Genomic DNA, 18,538 nt, shown 5'->3' with positions numbered 1-18,538 from the left:
GGATGTGCCATTTCGCAAAATGGCACTGACATCGCCACTGCCCCGGTATCGTGGCGCAAAGCTCGATCAGAACGGACATGGCCTTCATGAATTTCGAACCCTTCATCACATGCGCGGTGACCGGATCCGGCGAAACCGCCGACAAGCATCCGGGCCTGCCGATCACGCCCGCGCAGATTGCCGCCGCCGCGATCGAGGCCGCCGATGCAGGTGCTGCGATTGCGCATATCCATGTGCGCGATCCGGCAACGGGCAAGGGCTCGCGCGATCCCGCGCTCTATCGCGAAGTGGTCGAACGCATCCGCGATTCGGGGCGCGACGTGATCATCAACCTGACCGCCGGCATGGGCGGCGATATCGTGTTCGGCCCGGGCGAGACGCCGCTGCCGCTCAATCCGGAAGGCACCGACATGGTCGGGCCGATCGAGCGGCTGGTGCATGTGACCGAGCTTTTGCCCGAAATCTGCACGATCGATTGCGGGACGATGAACTTTGCCGCGGGCGACTATGTGATGACCAACACGCCCGGCATGCTGCGCGCGATGGCCGCACATGTGCAAAGCCTGGGCGTGCGGCCCGAACTTGAAGTGTTCGACACCGGGCATCTGGTGTTTGTGAAGCAGCTGATCCGCGAAGGGTTGCTCGACGATCCTGTGATGATCCAGTTGTGCATGGGGATTCCGTACGGCGCGCCCGATGATCCGCTGACCACGATGGCGATGGTCCATCAGATGCCAGCGGGTGCTGTGTTCAGCGGGTTTTCGATCGGGCGCTACCAGTTGCCCTATGTCGCGATGGCGGCACTGGCGGGCGGCAACGTGCGGGTCGGGCTGGAAGACAACCTGTATCTCGGGCGCGGGCAACTGGCCAGCAACGGCGATCTGGTGACGCGCGCCAAAATCATTCTCGAAGGTATGGGCGCACGCCTGCTTGGCCCCGCCGAAGTGCGCAAAAAGCTGCAACTGACCAAGCGCTGGGGCTGAGCATGACCGATATTTCTGCAATCCGCTCGATCGGTCTGGTCGGTGGCGGGGTGATCGGCGCGGGCTGGGCGGCGCGGTTTGCGCTGGCCGGCTATGACGTCTGCCTGTTCGATCCGGACCCCGAGGCCGGGCGCAAGGTCAATGCCGTGCTCGACAATGCCCGTCGCGCGCAGCGACGCCTGCTGGGCGCGCTGCTGCCGCGCGAAGGCACGGTGACCATCGCCCGGACGCTGGCAGACGCGGTTGCGCAGGCCGACTTCATCCAGGAAAGCCTGCCCGAGATCGAAACGCTCAAGCAGCGGGTGCTGCGTGAAATCGAGGCGGCAGCCCGTCCCGATGTGGTCATCGGCTCGTCCACCAGCGGCCTGTTGCCATCCAGCCTGCAATCGGTGCTGGCGCACCCCGAACGTTTTGTCGTGGGTCATCCGTTCAACCCGGTCTACCTGCTGCCGCTGGTCGAAGTGTGCGGCGGCGCGGCGACCACGCAGGCGACCAGGGACATCGCCACCGCGCTGTATAGCGCCTGCGGGATGCAGCCGTTGCAGGTGCGGGTGGAAATCGACGGCTTCATCGCCGATCGCCTGCTCGAAGCGCTGTGGCGCGAAGCGCTGTGGCTGGTCAACGACGGCGTCGCCACCACGGCCGAAATCGACGATGCCATCCGCTATGGCGCGGGGCTTCGCTGGTCGTTCATGGGCACGTTCCTGACCTATCGGCTGGCCGGCGGCGAGGCCGGGATGCGGCATTTCCTGGCGCAGTTCGGCCCGGCGCTGAAACTGCCCTGGACCAGGCTGGTCGCTTGCGAGCTGACCGATGAACTGACCGACATGGTCGCCGCACAGTCGGACGAGCAGGCGGCGGGTATCGGCCTGCGCGAATACGAACAGAAACGCGACGATTGCCTGGTCGATGTGATGACCGCGTTGAAAGCCAACGATTTCGCGGCGGGCGCCACGCTCAAGGCGCATGGCGCGCGGCTGGCGGCACGGCAGGATGCGGCCGATCCCGGTGCCGCGCTGACCACACACGTCGATGCGGCGTGGATCGATTACAACGGCCATATGACCGAATGGGCCTATCTCAAGGTGTTTGGGGACAGCACCGACGTGCTGCTCGCCGCGATCGGCGCGGGGCCCGATTATGTCGCCGGCGGGCACTCGTTCTATACCGTGGAAAGCCATCTGCGCCACCTGGGTCAGGCGCGGCTGGGCGAACGGATCGCGGTGGCGACACACGTGCTGGGTGCCGATGCCAAGCGGCTGCATATCTTCCACACCATGACTGGCGCCGATGGCGCGGCGATCGCCACGGCCGAACACATGCTGGTGCATGTCGATGCCGCGGCCGAACGCAGCGCGCCGATGCGGCCGGCGGTGGCCGAGGCGGTCGCGGCACTGGCCGCAGCGCATGCCGCCATGCCCAGGCCCGATGCCGCGGGACGCCGGATTGCCCTGCCCTGATCGGGATTGACTTCACCGCGCGATCGCCATCATCTGCAGCCAACCTGCGGGAGGGTGATGGATGATCGATGATACCGACATGACCGGCCAGCGGGTGCTGGTGGTGGGCGGATCGAGCGGGATCGGCAACGGCATTGCCCAGGCGTTTCGCGCGCGCGGTGCCGCCGTGCAGGTCTGGGGCACGCGCGCGTGCGCCGCCGATTACGATCCGGCCCAGGGCAGCGACCTGACCGGGCTGGGCTATGCCTGCGTCGATGTCGGCGATCCCGAGGCAATTTCTGCCGCGCCCGCACCGTTTGATACGGGCCTTGACGTGCTGGTGCTGTGCCAGGGCACCGTTGTCTACAAACGCGGCGAATTCGCACGGCCCGGCTGGGATCGGGTGATGGCGATCAATCTGGACAGCGTGATGCAGTGTACGATGCGGTTTCGCGCAGCCCTTGGCGCGTCGCGCGGGTCGGTGATCGTGGTCAGCTCGATTTCGGGGCTGAAGGCCAATATCGGCAACCCGGCCTATGCCGCGTCAAAGGCCGGCGCGATCAGCCTGACCAAATCGCTGGGGCAGGCGCTGGCGGCCGAAGGGATCCGCGTCAACGGGCTGGCGCCGGGGCTGGTCGATACCAAGCTGACCACGGTGACCACACAGCATCCCGACCGGCTGGCCGCTGCCGTCGCGCGCATCCCGCAATCGCGCATGGGCACGCCCGCCGACATGGCCGGGGCGGCGATTTTCCTGGCCTCGCCACTGGCGGCCTATGTGACCGGGCATACGCTGGTCGTCGATGGCGGATTGTCGCTTTAGGAGCGGACGATGAAAGCACTGCGTTATTACGGGCCGCGCGATATCCGGCACGACAGCATGGATGATCCAAAGCTGGAACACGATGGCGATGCGATCGTGCGCATGACCGGCTGTTCGATCTGCGGCAGCGATCTGCATATCTGGCACGGCCATGGTTTTTCCGAGGATATCGGTTTTTGCGTCGGGCACGAGGCGGTGGGCGAAGTCGTCGAAACCGGGCGCGGCGTGCGCCGGATCAAAGTCGGCGACCGGGTGATGATGCCCGCCGCGGTGGGCTGCGGGGCATGCGGACCATGCCTGCGTGGCCAGGTCTTTGCCTGCGATACCAACGCCATGGCCTGCTATGGCCTGTCGAGCCGGTTGCAGGGGGTGCAGGCCGAGGCATTTCGCGTGCCCGCCGCCGATATGAACGCGGTGCCGATCCCCGACGGCGTTACCGAGGATCAGGCGCTGATGCTGACCGATGCCATGGCCACCGCCTGGTTTGGCGTGCGGCAGGCCGATATCCGGGCGGGATCGAGCGTGGCGGTGATCGGGCTTGGCCCGATCGGGCTGATGGCGGTTGACGCCGCGTGGATCATGGGCGCAGGCACGGTCTATGCCATCGATCCGGTGGCCGAACGCCGCGCCCTGGCGGCTGCATCGGGTGCGGTCGCGCTGCACCCCGACGGCGCGCTCGAGATCATCCGCGACGATACGCGCGGGCGCAAGCTCGATTGCGTGGTCGAAGCGGTGGGGGCGGATGCCACGGTCGACCTGGCGCTGCGGCTGGTCACGCGGCGCGGCACGGTGTCGGTGATCGGGGTGCAACAATCGCGCCGCTTTGCCTTTCCGTTGGAACGCGCGTTTACCGCCGGGCTGACCTTTCGCACCGGCACCTGTTCGGTGCCGGAAGAATTGCCCGCGCTGTTTGCGCTGGTGCAATCGGGGCGTCTGCGGCCCGAACGGTATATCAGCCACCGCCTGCCGCTCAGCCAGGGTCAAGACGCCTATCGCCAGTTTGACGCGCGCGACGCCGGCGCGCTGAAAATGGTTTTGACGCCCGATTAAAGGCGGGGGTTGCCGCGCCTTTTCCGGCCGTTCATCTGGGTTTGATTGAGAAAAAAGCGCCATGACCGATCCCGCCGCCCGTATCGACCGCAATTTTGCCGCCCGCGTCGACTGGAACCTGTTGCGCACATTCGTCGAGATCGTGCGCGCCGGCGGGATCGGTGCCGCCGCGCGCAAGCTCAATCGTCAGCAGCCCACGATCAGCGTGGCGCTCAAACGGCTGGAAGACCACGTCGGCACGCAATTGCTGCGCCGGTCGGCCAGCGGAGTCGAATTGACCGTGGCCGGGCGTGCGCTGCTGCTGATCGGCGAAGAAATGTTCGAGGCCGCGCGCATGGTGCCGCACCAGATGGCCCAGGCGATGAAACAGGTCGAAGGTCTGGTGCGGATCCAGATGATTTCGTCGATCGTGTCGCCCGAATTCGACGAGGCGATTGCCACGTTCCGCCGCCGATACCCCGCAATCCTGATCGAATTGCGGGTGTCGCCCTGGCGCCAGGTGCTCGAATCGCTGGAACGCGGCGAAGTCGAAATCGGCGTGGGCTATGACAGCGGCGTGCGCGCGGGGCTGAATTACGAGCCGCTGTTTGTCGAGGTGCAGCAATTGTACTGCGATCGCAACCACCCGCTGTATGGCCAGCGCGTGACGCGCCTGGGCGAATTGCGCGATCAGGGGTTTGTCCTGACCGGCGATGACGAACTCGATTCGGTGACCCGCCTGCGCCAGCGGTATGGCCTGGGCACGGTGATGAATGGCCTGGCCGAAGACGTCCACGAGGCCAAGCGGTTGATCAGTCTGGGCGTCGGCATCGGCTTTCTGCCGGTCATGGCCGCGCGCGATCTGGTCGAGCGTGACCGGCTGTGGCCGCTGCTGCCGCATGATGTGGAACCGGCGTATGACATCTATCTGCTTTCGCGCCAGACCGCGGCGCGCGACACGCCCACGCAACTGTTTCTCGACGAAATCCTGCGCCGCCTGCGCGCGCGGCCGGTGGTGTGATGACGTCACAGGCTCATAGACATATTCTATGCCCTGCATCATGAAACAGGCTCTAGCGTGATGGCCTGCGCTTGGGCACGTCTTGTCCCGACATGCCTCAAGGAACCTATGCCGTGAACCGATCCGCCCGTGTGATTTCTGCGTTCGCTATGGCCAGCATGCTGGCGCTTGCCGGGTGCGGCCATTCGGGGCCCGCTGCGGGTGCAGACGGCATTCCGGTCGAGGCGCCGAAAAAGGATTTCACGATCGGCTGGTCGATCTATGCCGGATGGATGCCCTGGCCTTATGCGCAAGAATCGGGGATCGTGAAGAAGTGGGCCGACAAGTACGGGATCTCGATCAAGCTGGTGCAGGTCAACGACTATGTCGAATCGGTCAACCAGTACACCGCCGGCAAGCTGGACGGCGTGGTCGCCACATCGATGGATACGCTGACCATCCCGGCGGCCGGCGGCAAGGACACCTCGGTGGTGATCCTGGGTGATTATTCGGACGGCAATGATGGCGTGGTGCTGAAAAACGCGCGCAGTATGGCCGATATCAAGGGGCGTTCGGTCAATCTGGTCGAACTGTCGGTGTCGCAGTACCTGTTGGCGCGCGGTCTTGAAAAATCGGGCCTCAAGCTGTCGGATGTCAGACTGGTCAACACCGGCGACGCCGATATCGTCGGTGCATTCGCGTCGCCCCAGGTCAATGCTGTGGTCACGTGGAACCCGCAATTGTCCGAGGTGAAGAAGGCCGCCGGCGCGACGCTGGTGTTCGACAGCCACCAGATTCCCAACGAGATCCTGGACGTGATGGCGGTCAGCAGCGCCACGCTCAAGGCCAATCCCGCGCTGGGCAAGGCGCTGGCGGGGATCTGGTACGAAACCATGGCGGTGATGCAGAAACAGGATGCGGCGGGCAAGGCGGCGCGCGCGCAAATGGCGCACGATGCCGGCAGCACGCCCGATGGCTATGACGCACAGCTGAAAACCACGCACCTCTATTACACCGCAGCCGATGCGACCAGGCTGGCGCGCAGCACCGAACTGATGACGGTGACCGACCGCGTGCGCCAGTTTGCCTTTGCCAAGGGGCTGTTCGGCCCGGCGGCGACCACGGTCGATGCGATCGGCATCGGCTTTCCCGGGGGCAAGACGCTGGGCAATCCGGCCAATGTGAAATTGCGCTACGATCCGTCCTTCATGCAACTGGCTGCCGACGGCAAGCTTTGAGCGGCCGTGACCTGCGCCAGGGAGTAAGCCTGCGATGACCCGCCTGATCAATCTGCGGCCCAGCCGACGCGGGCGCATCCTGGCGGGCGCGGTGCCGATCCTGGTCCTGTGCCTGGTCTATGGCGTGGCCGCAGCCCTGCGCCATGCCGACAATCCGGCGGACAAAGTGCTGCCGACGGTGGGCGCCATGGCCACCGCGCTGTGGCATATGGGCGCTACCATCGATCCGGTTACCGGCCAGGTGACGTTGCTGGCCGATACGCTGGCCAGCCTGACCCGGCTGGGCGCGGGGCTGGCGCTGGCGACACTGTCGGCGCTGGTGATCGGACTGTTGCTGGGGGTGATGCCGCTGGCGCGCGCGATCTTCGGTCCGATGATCATGGTGATCGCGGTGATCCCGCCGATTGCCGTGCTGCCGATCCTGTTCATCGCGCTGGGCCTTGGCGAAGCGGCCAAGATTGCGCTGATCGCGATCGGCATTGCGCCGTATATGACGCGTGATCTGGCATCGTATGTGTCGGGACTGCCCGCCGAACAGTTCATCAAGGCCGAAACGCTGGGCGCCAATTCGTGGGCCGTTGCCATCCGCGTGGCGCTGCCGCAGATGATGCCGCGTCTGATCGAATCCTTGCGCCTGTCGATGGGGCCGGCGTGGGTATTTCTGATCGCGGCCGAAGCCATCGCATCGGATGTGGGGCTGGGCTATCGCATCTTTCTGGTGCGGCGCTATCTCGCGATGGATATCATCCTGCCGTATGTCGCATGGATTTCGCTGCTGGCGATTGCCGCCGATGCGCTGCTGCAGATGATATCGCGGCGTGCCTTTCCCTGGGCCCGGGGGGATGCACGATGACCGATGCGCCGTTGCTGGAACTGCGCAATGTCTGGGTCGAATACGGCGATAAGGTCGTGCTCGAACGCGTCAACCTGGCGATTCCCGAAGGCGCGTTCATCTCGGTGGTCGGGCCGTCGGGCGCGGGCAAGAGCACGTTTCTGCGCCTGATCCTGGGGCAGGAAGCGCCGAGCCGGGGAAAGATCCTGTTGGATGGCGCGCCGATGCGCGCCGAATGCGGGCCCGATCGCGGCGTGGTGTTTCAGCGCTATTCGGTGTTTCCGCATCTGACGGTGATCGGCAATGTGCTGTTCGGTCTGGAATGCGCGGCAGCGCCGATCCTGGGCCGCCTGTTCGGCGCGCGCCGCCGCACCGCGCTGGCCGAGGCCGATGCTATGCTCGACGCGGTGGGGCTGAGCCATGCGCGCGACCAGTATCCGGCGCAATTGTCGGGCGGGATGCAGCAGCGCCTGGCGCTGGCGCAGGCACTGGTCAAACATCCGCGCGTGCTGCTGCTTGATGAACCGTTCGGCGCGCTCGATCCCGGCATCCGTGTCGACATGCACGATCTGGTCACACGGCTGTGGCGCGAACACGGCCTGACCGTGGTGATGGTCACGCACGACATTGCCGAAGCCTTCAAGCTGGGCACCCGGGTTCTGGCGTTCGACAAGCGCCGCCACGATCCCCACGCGCCGCACCGTTACGGTGCGACCGCCACGTACGATGTGCCGCTGCTGCGCAAGGCCGCCGCCGCCCCCGATGCGAAGAGTGCCTGAATGACCACCGCTATCGTGCCGTTTCAAAAGGTCCTGATCGCCAATCGCGGCGCGATCGCCTGCCGCATCATCCGCACCTTGCGCACGATGGGGATCGCTTCGGTCGCGGTGTTCAGCGAAGCCGATGCCGGATCGCGCCATGTAGCCGAAGCGGACGAAGCGGTGCCGATCGGCCCTGCTCCGGCGAGCGAAAGCTATCTTGATGTGGCGGCGATCCTGGCGGCAGCCAGGGCGACCGGCGCGCAGGCGATCCATCCCGGATATGGTTTCCTGTCGGAAAACACGGGCTTTGCGGAAAGCTGCGAAGCGGCCGGCATCGCGTTCATCGGGCCCACGCCCGACAACATACGCGCGTTCGGGCTGAAACACACCGCGCGCGATCTGGCCCGCGCGCATGGCGTGCCGCTGGCGCCGGGTACAGGGTTGCTGACCGATGCTGCGGCTGCGGCCGAGGCGGCGGCGGAGATCGGTTATCCGGTGATCCTCAAGGCCACCGCCGGCGGCGGCGGCATCGGCATGAAAGTCTGCGCCGATCACAGCGAACTGGCCGAAGCGTTTGCCATGGTCGCGCGGCTGGGTGCGGGCAATTTTGGCGATTCCGGCGTATTCCTGGAACGCTATATTGCGCGCGCGCGGCATATCGAGGTGCAGGTGTTCGGTGATGGCGCGGGCAAAGTGGTGGCGCTGGGCGAACGCGATTGTTCGCTGCAACGGCGCAATCAGAAGGTGGTCGAGGAAACGCCTGCGCCGCATCTGCCTGCCGCAACGCGCGCCGCGCTGATCGAGGCGGCGGTGCGATTGACCGCAGGCGCGCAGTACCGGTCGGCAGGCACGGTGGAATTCCTCTACGATGCGCAGCGTGACGATTTCTTTTTTCTGGAGGTCAACACCCGGCTGCAGGTCGAACACGGCGTGACCGAGCAGGTGACCGGGGTCGATCTGGTCGAATGGATGGTCCGGGCTGCTGCGGGCGATTTTGCGTTCCTCGACGGGTTTGCGGCCAAGCCGGTCGGCCATTCGATCCAGGTGCGGCTGTATGCCGAAGATCCTGCCTGCGATTTTCAGCCAAGCTCGGGCCGCCTGATCGAGGTCGCCTATCCTGCGGGTGATCGCGCCACCTTGCGCGTCGATGGCTGGGTCGAAAGCGGCAGCGTGGTGCCCGCCTGGTATGATCCGATGCTGGCCAAGCTGATCGTAACCGCGCCGACACGCGATCAGGCGATCACCGCGCTGCAAGCGGCACTCGATGCGACGCGGCTGGCAGGGATCGAAACCAATCTGCGCTGGCTGCGCGCGGTGGTGCGCGGCGATGCCTTTGTCAGCGGGCAGGTCTCGACCCGCGCGCTGGGCGAATTCCGGTGGCAGCCGGGCGCGATCCGCGTGCTGGCGGCGGGTGCGGCGACCACGGTGCAGGATTATCCGGGGCGCACCGGGCTGTGGGATGTCGGCGTGCCGCCGTCGGGGCCGATGGATGCGCTGTCGTTCCGGCTGGGCAATCGGCTGTTGGGCAACGACGAGGGCGCGGCGGGGCTTGAGATCACGGCCGCCGGCCCGGCGCTGCAATTCCAGGGCGCGGCGCGGATATGTCTGACCGGCGCCGATTGCGCAGCCACGCTCGACGGCGTGACGGTGCCGCGGTGGACGGTGGTTCGGGTATTGGCCGGGCAGGTCTTGCGCATGGGCCGGGTGCAGGGCGGGGGCCTGCGTGCGTGCCTGCTGTTTGGCGGCGGGCTGGATGCGCCGGTCTATCTCGGTAGCCGCAGCGCGTTTACGCTGGGCGAATTCGGCGGCCATGCCGGGCGCGCGGTGGCAACGGGCGATACGCTGCATCTGCTGGGCGATGGCCCGGGCGGTGCGGCCACGCTGGCCCCCGCACTGGTGCCCGACATCACCCACGAATGGACCATGCGTGTGCTGTATGGCCCGCACGGCGCGCCCGACTTCTTTACCCCCGGCGACATCGCGATGATCTGCGCCACGCCCTGGCGCGTGCATTACAATTCCAACCGCACCGGGGTGCGGCTGATCGGGCCAAAGCCTGAATGGGCGCGGCGCGACGGGGGCGAGGCGGGGCTGCACCCGTCGAATATCCATGACAACGCTTATGCCATCGGCGCGGTCGATTTTACCGGCGACATGCCGATCATCCTGGGGCCCGACGGGCCTTCGCTGGGCGGGTTTGTCTGTCCGTTCGTGGTGATCCAGGCCGATCTGTGGAAAGTGGGGCAATTGTCACCGGGCGACACCGTGCACTTTCAGCCGGTGTCCGAGGCAGAGGCCCGTGCGGCGGAAACCGCGCAGGATGCGCTGGTGGCCACGCTGGCGGCACCATTGCCGATGTCAGCTGATCGGGTGCCGCCATCGTCGCCCGTCCTGCACACGATCGCCGGCGACGGGGTGCGACCGGTCGCAACCTATCGTCGGCAGGGTGATCGGCACCTGCTGGTCGAATATGGCCCGATCGTGCTCGATCTGGAACTGCGGCTGCGCGTCCATGCGCTGATGCTTGAACTCGAACGGCTGGCCTTGCCCGGCGTGATCGACGTGACGCCGGGTGTGCGCTCGTTGCAGATTCATTACGATGCGCGGGCGCTGAGCCAGGCGGCGCTGCTGGCGGCGCTGATCGAGGCGGAAGAACGGCTGGGCGGGCTGGATGATTTCGCAATCCCCAGCCGCACCGTCCATCTGCCGCTGTCGTGGCAGGACCCGGCGATTTACCAGACGATCGACAAATACATGGCCGCGGTGCGCGACGATGCGCCGTGGTGCCCCGACAACATCGAATTCATCCGCCGGGTCAACGGGCTGGACACCATCGACGATGTCAAACGCATCGTGTTCGACGCCGATTACCTGGTGCTGGGGCTGGGCGATGTCTATCTGGGCGCGCCGGTGGCGACCCCGGTCGATCCGCGCCACCGGCTGGTGACCACCAAGTACAACCCCGCGCGCACCTGGACCCCGCCCAATGTGGTGGGCATCGGCGGCGCCTATATGTGCATCTATGGCATGGAAGGACCGGGCGGATACCAGCTGTTCGGCCGCACTATCCAGGTGTGGAACACGTGGGTGGGCGCAGGCAAGCAGACTGACGCCTTTGTCGATGGCAAACCCTGGCTGCTGCGGTTTTTTGACCGGATCCGGTTCTTTCCGGTCAGCCACGATGAATTGACCGAGTGGCGGCGCGATTTTCCGCTGGGACGCCGGCCGATCCGCATCGAACAGGGCGAATTCCGCCTGTCCGATTATCGCGCGTTTCGCGCCGCGCATGCCGACAGCATCGCCGCGTTCGAGGCAACCCGGCAGGCCGCGTTCGATGCCGAACGCGCGGCGTGGCAGGACAGCGGCGAATTCGACCGCGTGGCTGCGCTGGTCGATGCCGGCGCCGGCGCGGGCAACGATGATGCCGCGATCGACCTGCCGCAAGGGTCCGAACTGGTCGAAGCGCCGTTTGGCGGCAGTGTGTGGAAAATGCTCGCCGGGGTTGGCCGCACGGTCGAACTTGGCGAACCGATTGCGGTGATCGAGGCGATGAAGATGGAATGTCCGGTGCCCAGCCCGCAGGCGGGCGTGGTGCGGCGTGTCTATGTCAGCGAGGGGCAGGTGATCCAGCCCGGCGCGGCGATGCTGGCCATCGAACCGGCATGATCACCGCCACGGCCATTGTCCGCGATGTCGCGGCCGGCACCACCAGCGCCGAAGCTGTCGCGCGCGATACGCTGGCCCGGATCGCCGCCTATGCGGCGATCCAGCCGGCGGTGTGGATCCACCGTGTGCCCGAAGCCGACGTGCTGGCCATGGCGCGCGCGATCGATGCGCGGATTGCCGCGGGCGAAGCATTGCCGCTGGCGGGTGTGCCGTTTGCGATCAAGGACAATATCGATCTGGCGGGCAGCCCGACCACCGCAGGCTGTCCCGATTTCGCCTATCAGCCCGGGCAATCGGCGAATGTGGTGGCGCGGCTGATCGCGGCGGGTGCGGTGCCGGTGGGCAAGACCAATCTTGACCAGTTTGCCACCGGCCTGAACGGCACGCGCAGCCCCTATGGCGCGCCGGCGTGCGCGTTCAACCGCGCCTATGTCAGCGGCGGGTCCAGTTCGGGGTCGGCGATTGCAGTGGCCGCCGGGCTGGTGCCGATCGCGCTGGGCACCGATACCGCCGGATCGGGCCGGGTGCCCGCGGCGTTCAACGGGCTGATCGGGTTCAAACCCACCAAAGGCCGGTGGAGCACGGCCGGGCTGGTGCCCGCCTGCCGCTCGATCGACTGTATCACCGTGTTTGCCCACGATCCCGCCGATGCGGCGCTGGTCGATGCGGCTGTCGCGGGACACGACGCTGCCGATCCGTGGTCACGCCCGCTGTGCGATGTGCCGCTGACGCTGACGCGCGTCGGCGTGCCGCTGCCGCACCAGCGCCAGTTTCTGGGCGATCTGGCCGCAGAGCAAATGTATGCACAGGCGCTTGGCCGGCTTGAGGCGATGGGGTGCGAACTGGTCGCAATCGACCTTGCCCCGCTAAGCGAAGCCGCGCGACTGCTGTATGATGGTCCCTGGGTGGCCGAACGCACCGCCGCGCTGGCCGATTTTCTGCACAGCCACCCCGACAGCATCGATCCCACCGTGCGCACCATTGTCGAAGGCGGGCTGGGCCGCAGCGCGGTCGAGGCGTTCCAGGGAATCTATCGCCTGGCCGAGCTGAAACAGGTGGCCGATGCGCTGTGGGGCCGCATCGATGCGCTGTGCCTGCCGACGACGCCGACGATCTATCGCCTGGCCGAAATGCGTGCCCATCCGATCGCGCTCAACAGCAATCTGGGGCTCTATACCAATTTCGTGAATCTGCTCGACATGGCGGCGATCGCCATTCCGGCTGGCTGGCGGCGCAATGACACGGGCTTTGGCGTAACGCTGATCGGCCCGGCGTGGACCGACCGCGCGCTGATCGCCTGCGCCGCGCAGCTGTGCGACCGCGATCCTTTTCCCAAGCCACCGCTCGATCTGGAGACCAAAGTGGAAACAGTCGCCCTTGCCGTTGTCGGCGCCCATCTCGAAGGCATGCCGCTGCATTGGCAGCTGACCTCGCGTCAGGCAAAGCATCTGGCCACCACGACCACCGCGCCCAGCTATCGCCTCTATGCCATGGCCGACAGCGTGCCGCCCAAGCCCGCGTTGATCCACGACGCCACCGGCGCTGCAATCGCGGTCGAAGTCTACGAACTGGACATGGCTGCGTTCGGCAGCTTTACCGCCGAGGTGCCGCCGCCATTGGCGATCGGCACGGTGACGCTGGCCGATGGCACCTTGGTCAAGGGCTTTGTCGCCGAACCGCGCGCCATCCTGGGCGCGACCGACATCACCGATCTGGGCGGCTGGCGCGCCTACGTTGCTTCGCGCACCTGACGCGATGCCGGCATGACCGCGTGCCGGTTTCCCGCCCTTTGAGGCCATCCGCAAAATCGAAATCTGTTCGCCAGAACGGCACGCTGGCGCGCTTTGGCGCGGCCTGGCAATTTTCCGCCCGGCCAATTTTCTGAAATCCTTGCGCAGGATTACTCCATGTTACGTAGGGCGCGGCGCATGGATTATTGTTTTCTTCGACCTACCCTTATGGCTCAATGATTTAGCCGGACGGGACACCCATGCCTCAAAGCACGACGCCAAGCCTGATGAGACATGCAGCACACGTGCAATTCGGGCTGGTGGCGGCAGCGTTGCTGGGTAGCGTGCTGATGCCGCGCCCGGGCGGTGCCGTGCTGCTGATTCCGCTGTTGAAGGGCTCTGTCGGCAGGGTCGATGCGGGACCTGTCGCGGTGCTCCATGCCGGCTGGCTTCGCGGCAGCATGCTGGTGCGCGTCAAAGGCCCTGTTCCGGTTTGGGGATTGTTGAGGCGCGGTGTGTTGGCGCTTGGCGCACCGGGCTTTTCCTGTGGTCCAAATGCCGGTGCTGGCCCCGACATTCAAAAGGCGGCTTAGCCATGGATGAATTGTTTGCTTTGCGTTTGCACGGCGTGCGTGTGTTGGCATGCCTTGCCTGGCTGGCAGCGGGCACAGTGGTCATTGGTGCGGCATTTGCCGGATCGGGCCTTGTACCGGTCGGTCTGGCGCTGGCCCTGGTGATATTTCCCACCCTTGCCGCGCTCAATGGTGCCGCTGATCCACTGACCCGCACGGTTCTGGGGGCAACGATGCCACTGTTTTGTGCGGTGTTGTTGTTCCAATGGAGCGGTTCGGCATGGATGATCGACCTGCACATGACGTTTTTCGCCGCCATTGCGCTAAGCGCCGTGCTGGCGGACTGGCGGCCGGTGCTCGCGGGCGCCTGCGTCACCGCGGTGCACCACCTGGCGCTCAATCTTCTGGCGCCGGCGCTGGTGTTTGGCGCGACGGGTGATCTGGGTCGCGTTATTCTGCATGCCGTGGTGGTGGTGGTTGAAACCGGCGCACTGGTCCAGGTTGCGGTGCTGCTCGAAACGATGCTTGTTACCCGCGCGGAAGCGCAGGCCGCTGCGCAACGGGCGGAACGCGACGCGACGCAAGAACGCGAACAGACCGCTGCCGATCAGCACAGGGTTGTAACCGGTCTGGCCGAAGCGCTGCGCAAATTGGCGGGCGGTGCGCTCAACGATCGTATTGTCACTGGGTTTCCGTCCACGTTCGAACCGCTGCGGATCGATTTCAACCGGGCACTCGATGATCTGGAACAGGTGATTGGTCGCGTCATGGACTCGACCGAACAAATTCAGGTCAGTACCCAGGAAATAAGCGCTGCTGCACAAGATCTTGCCCACCGCACCGAGGCCCAGGCCAATGTCGTCGAACGGGCAATGGGCACGATTTCGCAACTGGTTTCGATGGTGGACGAAACCCTGATCCGGGTGCAATCAGCCGGCACCGCCATCGCCCATTCCAGCGATCGGGTGAAGGCAGGGCACGTGGTTGTCGCCAGTGCGATCGCCACGATGGAGCGCATTCAACAATCATCGAGTGAAATCGGCCAGATCGTCAGCCTGATCGACGGCATCGCGTTCCAGACCAACCTGCTTGCGCTGAACGCCGGGGTCGAAGCCGCACGTGCAGGCGAATCCGGCCGCGGTTTTGCGGTCGTTGCCAATGAAGTGCGCGCGCTGGCCCAGCGCAGCGCCGATGCCGCGCGCGATATCAAGACGCTGATCTCGGCATCCTCGGCGCTAGTCGTCGAAGGCGTGGAACAAGTCGGGCAGACCGGCGTGGTGCTGCGCGATGTGGTCAGCGATGTCACGGCTTTTGCAGAAACGGTCGGCACGATCACCGTTGCCGTGGGCGACACCGCACGCGATCTGGCAGTCATGAGCGACACATTCGGCTCGATCGATCGCAGCACGCAAAAGAATGCAGCGATGGTCGAACAAAGCCACGCCGCCTTGCGTTCGCTGGCTGGTGAAGCCACTGGCCTGGCGAATGCCGCGGCACGATTTACGATCACCGACACCCACCGCAGCGGTCTGCGCCGCGCAGCATAATACAGGGTAACTTTGGCAGGCCGTTGGCAACGGGGATATGTGGACCATCATGACCATCCGGCACGCGCGGTGCCGGGTGTGGCGTTGAACCCGGTCGCAGGCGAACAAGGCCGCACCACCAGCGTCATCTGTGGGGTCAGACCGGTTTCGGGCGCATCCATGGCCGGGCTCTATCGCGAGGGATCGTTCGAAGTGCGGCTGCCCGGCAGGCGCGCGGCTTAGAACACATCGCGGTCATAGCGTTCGGGGCGGTTGCGGCGCAGCACCGATCGTCCGGCCAGGATCATGCCGATGCCACCCACGAACGGCAGGCCGCCGACGATCAGCACCAGGATAGTCAGAAGTCCGACTTCGCCCGACGCGACATTGGTCGATGTCCACAGCATCGTCGACAGAAACCACGCCGAACACAGCCCGCTGGCACTTGATACCAGGATGCCGATTGCCATCAGAATGCCGCCCAGCAGCCGGTTCATGCGTCAATACCTGCCATCATTGCGGTTCCATCCTGTATCGCGCAGCAGGCGTCGTCCGGCAAACACCAGTCCGATGCCAAGGACAAGGGGGATGCCGCCGACAACAATCCACAGCATCAGTCCGGAAAACAGCACGGTCACCGCTTCATCCACACTGTGCTGGTGCACAACAGTCGCCAGCCCGATGCCGAAATAGACCATCGAGCACAGTCCGCTGGCACACGTGATCAAAATTCCCGCAGCAAGCAGGATTCCCCCCACCAACGCCTTCATCGCATGGCCTGTGCCAGGCCGCGATGCCGCGCCACCACGCCTGCGCCTTCGGCCCCGGGGCGATAGAACGTGTTGTAGGTGTCGAACGGATAGATCTGGCCTTCGGGCGTGACAAAATGCACGCAGCTGCGTTTCACCGTGGCCAGATCGAAATTGTACCGGTCGAGGAATTGCATGATCACCACGCGAAATGAATTGGCATAGCTGACCTCGGCCGGCACCATCGCCTGCGGCAGGCAGCACAGCAGGCCGGCCAGCTTTTCCTCGGTATTGGCCTGTGCGGTGGACAGCGACAGCAGGTCGAACATGGCTGCGCGCAGATTTGCGTTGGCCTCGTACAGCACGGTGTTGGGGCCATCCAAGATCACCTCACGCGGGATCAGGCGGGTGATCGGGGTTACCCGGGGCCCGGCGCGCAGGCCATAACCGATCGATATCTGATCGGGGTTGCAGGGCAGGGGGATCATGTCTTCGGTGTCGAACACACCCGATTTGCCCACTTCGCGGCGGATCTGGGTCAGCAGCACGCGGTGCGCGTTGGGATCGAACCCTTCGTTGCGCCCGGCATCCTGCACCGGCTGAAAGGTGACCCCGCGCACACAGTTCCAGGCAAGCGCGTGGCGTACGATATCGGCCACTTCATGATCGTTGACACCGCGCTTGATCACCGCAACCAGCGTGGTGGACAGCTCTACCCGCTCCAGAGCCTCGAGCGCTGCACGGCGCACGCGCGCAAGCCGCGCGCCGCGCAGGTTCATCAGCGCATCGTCGTTCAGCGAATCGAATTGCAGATAGACTTCGAGTGCAGGCTTGTAGCTGGCCAGCCGGTCGACAAACGCCCGATCCTGCGCGATGCGCACGCCATTGGTGTTGATCATCACGTGGCGGACCGGGCGGCGTTTGACCGCATCGAGAATGGCAAAAAAGTCGGGATGCAGCGTGGGCTCACCACCCGACAATTGCACCAGATCGGGCTCGCCCTCGCTTGCCACCAGCGCGTCGAGCATGCGTTCGATTTCAGCCAGCGGGCGGTGGCTGCCGTGGACATTGGCGGCATCGGCAAAGCACACCGGGCAGGCCAGATCACAGGCCTGGTTGATTTCCAGAATGGCCAGGCAGCTGTGCTGTTCGTGATCGGGGCACAGCCCGCAATCGAACGGACACCCCGCCTCGGTGCGGGTCTGCGCGGTCAGCGGGCGGTCTCCGGGTTTCAGCCACAGCTTTTGCGCGCGCCAATAGTCCAGATCGTCGCTGATCAGCGTCTTCATCACGCCATGCGTGCGGCACCGCTTCAGGTACCAGACGCAAGCGTCCTCGATCACGACTTTGGCAGGGACCGGCTCAAGACAGGTTTCGCACAGGCTCGTCGTCTGGCTGTGAAACAGATAGGGCGCGGCTTTGCGCTCTGCGATCACCGTCGCGCCACCAGGCAATTCCATAAAGCACCAGCCCCCCGCAGATCAGATGGAACAGATTGAACGGCCCTGCCAGCTTGGGATAGGGCTTGAGGAATTCGACGGCAAAGCGTTGCGCGCCATACCAGATGGCAAAGGCGTGAAATCCGTGCCGCGTAGCCCAGTTTGCGCCGCGTTGCCGCGCCACCAGATAGACCACGATGAACAGCGCCATGGCCAGCGATTCATAGATTTCGACCGGGTGCCGTCCCACGCCATCGCCCAGATCGACGCCCCATGGCAGGCCGGTGCGAATGCCATAGGTCTGGTCGGCCAGTCCCGCAAACAGGCATCCCCAGCGCCCGACCATGATGCCGGCCGCCACTGGCAGCACGAATGCGCCGCCGGTCGATCCGTGAACGCCCATGCGCCATTTCCACAGCTCGACACCAACGATCGCCCCGGCCAGCGCGCCGGCGATTGAATGCGACGGAGCAAGGCCGGTGGGCACGGTGTTCAGCGATCCGGCCAGCCAGGCCCCGATCACCCCGCCCAGCGCCAGAGTCACAAAATAGGACGGCGCGGTGATCCGTGACAGGCGCTGCGCGTCGCTGGGCCAGATCCAGTATTGCCAGTATCCGGCCAGGCTGGCCACGGTCCACGCGGCGCCGTCGCCCAAGTAGTGCAGCATTGGCGAAGTTGCGACGGGGATCATCGCCGCACAGACTGCCGCGCACCGGCGTGCAAGTCCATAGCGCGCAAGACATAGATCGTA

At 65.4% G+C, this 18,538-nt stretch carries 17 protein-coding genes; 13 read left to right on the top strand and 4 right to left on the bottom strand.

Translation table 11 applies throughout. The features are described 5' to 3' along the window. The first annotated feature begins 86 nt into the window (after positions 1-86). The 13 genes from G404_RS0108040 (at position 87) to G404_RS0107980 (ending at position 15,842) form a co-directional block, all read left to right on the top strand. Positions 87-983 (top strand): beta-keto acid cleavage family enzyme, encoded by an 897-nt coding sequence (locus G404_RS0108040; protein ID WP_028640628.1) that lies wholly within the window; start codon positions 87-89, stop codon positions 981-983. 2 nt (positions 984-985) lie between these two features. Next, positions 986-2,443, top strand: coding sequence for a carnitine 3-dehydrogenase (locus G404_RS0108035; RefSeq protein WP_051280372.1), 1,458 nt, complete (start codon positions 986-988; stop codon positions 2,441-2,443). 61 nt (positions 2,444-2,504) lie between these two features. After that, positions 2,505-3,245 carry an SDR family NAD(P)-dependent oxidoreductase gene (locus tag G404_RS0108030; RefSeq protein ID WP_028640626.1) on the top strand — a complete coding sequence of 247 codons (741 nt, stop codon included), beginning with the start codon at positions 2,505-2,507 and terminating at the stop codon, positions 3,243-3,245. Positions 3,246-3,254: 9 nt separating this feature from the next. Beyond that, positions 3,255-4,295, top strand: coding sequence for an alcohol dehydrogenase family protein (locus tag G404_RS0108025; RefSeq protein WP_028640625.1), 1,041 nt, complete (start codon positions 3,255-3,257; stop codon positions 4,293-4,295). A 61-nt stretch (positions 4,296-4,356) separates the two neighbouring features. Continuing rightward, on the top strand, positions 4,357-5,295 hold the full coding sequence (locus G404_RS0108020; protein ID WP_028640624.1) for a LysR family transcriptional regulator: 939 nt from the start codon (positions 4,357-4,359) through the stop codon (positions 5,293-5,295). Positions 5,296-5,444: 149 nt separating this feature from the next. Further along, entirely contained in the window at positions 5,445-6,512 is a 1,068-nt protein-coding gene (locus tag G404_RS0108015; protein WP_028640623.1) for a putative urea ABC transporter substrate-binding protein, read from the top strand. Between the two features lie 34 nt (positions 6,513-6,546). Next, positions 6,547-7,365, top strand: a complete 819-nt coding sequence (locus tag G404_RS0108010) for an ABC transporter permease (protein ID WP_028640622.1) — start codon at positions 6,547-6,549, stop codon at positions 7,363-7,365. Next, positions 7,362-8,123, top strand: a complete 762-nt coding sequence (locus tag G404_RS0108005) for an ABC transporter ATP-binding protein (RefSeq protein ID WP_028640621.1) — start codon at positions 7,362-7,364, stop codon at positions 8,121-8,123. The genes G404_RS0108010 and G404_RS0108005 overlap by 4 nt, the downstream gene beginning before the upstream one ends. Beyond that, positions 8,124-11,771 (top strand): urea carboxylase, encoded by a 3,648-nt coding sequence (gene uca / locus G404_RS0108000; protein WP_036520775.1) that lies wholly within the window; start codon positions 8,124-8,126, stop codon positions 11,769-11,771. It abuts the gene before it with no gap. After that, on the top strand, positions 11,768-13,522 hold the full coding sequence (atzF, locus tag G404_RS0107995; RefSeq protein WP_028640619.1) for an allophanate hydrolase: 1,755 nt from the start codon (positions 11,768-11,770) through the stop codon (positions 13,520-13,522). Before uca ends, atzF begins: the two co-directional genes overlap by 4 nt. Positions 13,523-13,788: 266 nt before the next feature. Then, complete coding sequence (locus G404_RS0107990) at positions 13,789-14,094, top strand: hypothetical protein (RefSeq protein ID WP_028640618.1); 306 nt, start codon at positions 13,789-13,791, stop codon at positions 14,092-14,094. Between the two features lie 2 nt (positions 14,095-14,096). After that, positions 14,097-15,620 (top strand): methyl-accepting chemotaxis protein, encoded by a 1,524-nt coding sequence (locus G404_RS18490; RefSeq protein WP_036520771.1) that lies wholly within the window; start codon positions 14,097-14,099, stop codon positions 15,618-15,620. A 39-nt stretch (positions 15,621-15,659) separates the two neighbouring features. Further along, positions 15,660-15,842 carry a hypothetical protein gene (locus G404_RS0107980; RefSeq protein ID WP_028640617.1) on the top strand — a complete coding sequence of 61 codons (183 nt, stop codon included), beginning with the start codon at positions 15,660-15,662 and terminating at the stop codon, positions 15,840-15,842. On the opposite strand, the gene G404_RS0107975 is transcribed toward G404_RS0107980, so the two are convergent. The 4 genes from G404_RS0107975 to G404_RS0107960 are packed head-to-tail and all read right to left on the bottom strand — an operon-like array spanning position 15,839 to position 18,454. Continuing rightward, a complete protein-coding gene (locus G404_RS0107975; RefSeq protein ID WP_028640616.1) occupies positions 15,839-16,096 on the bottom strand; it encodes a hypothetical protein in 258 nt (85 codons plus the stop codon). The genes G404_RS0107980 and G404_RS0107975 overlap by 4 nt on opposite strands. Positions 16,097-16,099: 3 nt before the next feature. Beyond that, complete coding sequence (locus tag G404_RS0107970) at positions 16,100-16,369, bottom strand: hypothetical protein (protein WP_028640615.1); 270 nt, start codon at positions 16,367-16,369, stop codon at positions 16,100-16,102. Further along, entirely contained in the window at positions 16,366-17,808 is a 1,443-nt protein-coding gene (locus tag G404_RS0107965) for a radical SAM protein (RefSeq protein WP_051280370.1), read from the bottom strand. Before G404_RS0107965 ends, G404_RS0107970 begins: the two co-directional genes overlap by 4 nt. Then, positions 17,711-18,454, bottom strand: a complete 744-nt coding sequence (locus tag G404_RS0107960) for a prolipoprotein diacylglyceryl transferase (RefSeq protein WP_245584446.1) — start codon at positions 18,452-18,454, stop codon at positions 17,711-17,713. Before G404_RS0107960 ends, G404_RS0107965 begins: the two co-directional genes overlap by 98 nt. Positions 18,455-18,538: the final 84 nt, after the last annotated feature.

It is taken from the genome of Novosphingobium acidiphilum DSM 19966 (genome assembly GCF_000429005.1).
GTDB classification, from domain to species: Bacteria; Pseudomonadota; Alphaproteobacteria; order Sphingomonadales; family Sphingomonadaceae; genus Novosphingobium; species Novosphingobium acidiphilum.
The sequence above is the reverse complement of the archived record's forward strand: the minus strand, read 5'-3'. Positions and strand labels throughout refer to the sequence as shown.